3 protein-coding genes are annotated in these 3,168 nt (G+C 64.1%); 1 reads left to right on the forward strand and 2 read right to left on the reverse strand.

The window, feature by feature from the left end; all coding sequences use genetic code 11:
• Together AC3AYF_RS19555 and edd are read right to left on the reverse strand one after the other, a co-directional pair.
• Positions 1 to 439: glucokinase (locus AC3AYF_RS19555; RefSeq protein ID WP_295041310.1), on the reverse strand; the 439-nt coding region annotated here is incomplete at its 3' end.
• Positions 436 to 2,286 carry a phosphogluconate dehydratase gene (edd, locus tag AC3AYF_RS19560; protein ID WP_295041312.1) on the reverse strand — a complete coding sequence of 617 codons (1,851 nt, stop codon included), beginning with the start codon at positions 2,284 to 2,286 and terminating at the stop codon, positions 436 to 438. The genes edd and AC3AYF_RS19555, both read right to left, overlap by 4 nt.
• A gap of 282 nt (positions 2,287 to 2,568) precedes the next feature.
• On the opposite strand from edd, the gene AC3AYF_RS19565 reads away from it, so the two are divergent.
• Positions 2,569 to 3,168 (forward strand): type I glyceraldehyde-3-phosphate dehydrogenase (locus AC3AYF_RS19565; protein WP_487780226.1); only part of this gene is annotated, 600 nt, incomplete at its 3' end.

Below are 3,168 nucleotides of genomic sequence, written 5' to 3' on the forward strand. Positions count from 1 at the left end.
GGATCAGCCCGGCCACGCCGCGCCCGGTCCCCGGACCGATGCCCAGACGGGGGCGGCGGGCCTCGGCCTCGCCTTCACCGATCTTGACCAGATCCTTCTCGTCGATGTGGGGAATGCCCAGCGCCTGGGCGGTGAAATCGTTGATGACCTTGAAGTTCGACAACCCCAGTTCGTGGGCGACCGCCTTCTTGGAGAAGGCCCAGTCGTTATTGGTCATCTTGACCCAGTCTTCGTGAACCGGGCAGGCGAAGGCCAGGCACGCCTCTCGGGGCGCTTCGGCACCGACCTGTTCGAGATAGGCCTGAATCGCTTCCACCAGTCCGGCGTAGCGCGCGCAGGGCAGCGTCTCGATCGATTGAAGCTCGACGCTGCCGGGCATGACCAGCGCAAAGCGCGCGTTGGTTCCGCCAATGTCGCCGATCAGGGCGGGAGTCGTCATGTGTGCCCTCCGGGCAAGTCGGCGGCATCGAAGCCGCCAAAGGTTGCCGCGCCTTCCTCGGCACCGCCGACCAGCTGGCGGAAGCCGGCGAACAGCTCGCGGCCCATTCCCTGATGATAGTGATCCAGGTCGCAGGACGCCGGTTCGCGTTGCGCCCAGGTTTCGGCATCGACCAGTGCCTCCAGCACGCCGTTGTCGGGGTCGAGCAGCACCCGGTCGCCGTCGCGCAGATAGGCGATGGGGCCCGAGTCGACCGCCTCTGGGGTGATGTGGATGGCCGCCGGTACCTTACCAGAGGCACCTGACATTCGCCCATCGGTGACCAGTGCGACCTTGTGCCCGCGATCCTGCAGCACGCCCAGGAAAGGGGTCAATTGGTGCAGCTCCGGCATGCCGTTGGCGCGGGGGCCCTGGAAGCGCACCACGACGATGACGTCGCGATCCAGCTCGCCGCTTTCGAACGCCGCCTTGACCTGACTCTGGTCGTCGAAGATGCGCACCGGTGCCTCGACCCGGCGAAACTCGGGCTTGACCGCGGAGACCTTGATCACGCCGCGCCCCAGGTTGCCGTCGAGCACCGCCAGCCCACCGGTGGCGGAGAACGGCCGGGTGATCGGCCGCAGCACCTCTTCGTCGAGACTCTGCTGCGTGCCCTCGCGCCAGACCAGTCGGTCCCCCTCCAGGAACGGTTCCTGGGTATAAGCGGTCATGTCGGTGCCGAAGGCCGTGCGCACGTCGGCATGCATCAGGCCCGCCGAGAGCAGCTGTCGAACCAGGAAGCTGACGCCGCCGGCGGCGTGGAAGTGGTTCACGTCGGCCTGGCCGTTGGGGTAGATCCGGGTCAGCCCAGGCACGACCGTCGACAGCTCGGCAAAGTCGTCCCAGGTGATGGTCAGACCCACGGAGGCGGCCATCGCCACCAGGTGCAGGGTATGGTTGGTCGACCCGCCCGAGGTGAGCAGCCCGACCATGGCATTGACGATGGCGTGGGCGTCGATCTGCTTGTAGAACGGGTGGTAGTCGCCGCCCTGATCGCTGTTGCGGATTACCTGCTCGGTGCTGAAACGGGTGATGGCGTCGCGCAGCGGTGTGCCTGGGTTGACGAACGAGGTGCCCGGCATGTGCAACCCCATCATCTCGAGCATCAGCTGGTTGGAGTTGGCGGTGCCATAGAAGGTGCAGGTGCCGGCGCTATGGTAGGAGTCGGACTCCGCCTCCAGCAGCGCGTCGCGGCCCACCTTGCCCTCGGCGTAGAGCTGGCGGATGCGCGACTTCTCGGCATTGGGCAGCCCGCTCGGCATCGGGCCGGCGGGCACGAACACCGCAGGCAGGTGGCCAAAACGTGCGGCACCGATGAACAGTCCCGGCACGATCTTGTCACACACACCGAGATAGAGTGCGCCATCGAACATGTTGTGCGACATCGCCACCGCCGTCGACATGGCGATGACATCGCGGGAAAACAGCGACAGCTCCATGCCGGGCTGACCCTGGGTGACGCCGTCGCACATGGCCGGCACGCCGCCGGCGAACTGCGCCGTGCTACCCATGCCGCGCGCGGCTTCCTTGATCAGTTCGGGGAAGTGCTCGAGGGGCTGATGCGCCGACAGCATGTCGTTGTAGGAAGAGACGATGCCGATATTGGCGCTGTTCATCAGCTTCAGGCTGTTCTTGTCGCCAGCGTTGCAGGCGGCGAAGCCGTGAGCCAGATTGCCGCAGGAGAGTTCCGCGCGGTGGACGCCCCGGCGATGCTGTTGCTGCATCCGCTCTTCATAGAGTCGGCGTCGGTCGGCGGAGCGCTCTTCGATGCGCCTCGTTACACGGTCCAGGGTAGGGTCGAGCGTCATGGGGTGCCTCATCGAGCTGTCAGGTTTATTTGGTAAACTTACCAAAAAATACCCCGTATGTTCGCGAATGAGCCTTTGGTATTAGCCTTTTGGGGTAATATTTTTTCATGTGACGATGTTCTAGACTACGTACTAGGCTATTCACCAGTTCTGCTGCGATCTAATCTTTGCGTTCGATCCGATGCAGTGCCGGGATGGAGCGCAGGCTCGCTGCCCGGCCGATTCAACGTCTCGATTACGCCAGCTTCAGCGTCTCAGTCACGCCATCAAAAGGAGAGCACCATGACATTGCGTGTCGCCATCAACGGATTCGGCCGCATTGGCCGGAACGTACTTCGTGCCATGTACGAGAACGGCTATCGGGATCGGATCGAGGTCGTCGCCATCAATGATCTCGGCGATCCTGCGCTCAACGCCCATCTGCTGCGCCACGACAGCGTTCACGGGCGCTTCGGATTCGAGGTCTCCCACGACAGCGATACCCTGAGCGTAGACGGGGATAGCATTCGCATCCTCTCCGAGCGCGATCCGTCCCAGCTTCCATGGAAGTCGCTGGACGTCGATCTGGTGATGGAGTGCACCGGGCTGTTCACCAGTCGCGACGCCGCCGCCAAGCACATCGAGGCGGGCGCGGGGCGGGTGCTGATCTCCGCGCCCAGTGGCGATGCCGATGCGACGATCGTGTTTGGCGTCAACGAGGGAACGCTGAAGGCCGAGCACCGGGTGGTCTCCAACGCCTCGTGTACCACCAACTGCCTGGCGCCTGTGGCGAAGGTCCTCGATGAGAAGTTCGGGATCCTCTCCGGTGTGGTGGAAACAATCCACGCGTATACAAACGACCAGCAGCTTCTCGACTCCCACCACAAGGATCTCCGCCGCGCC

The sequence above is a fragment of the Salinicola sp. genome, from assembly GCF_982684285.1.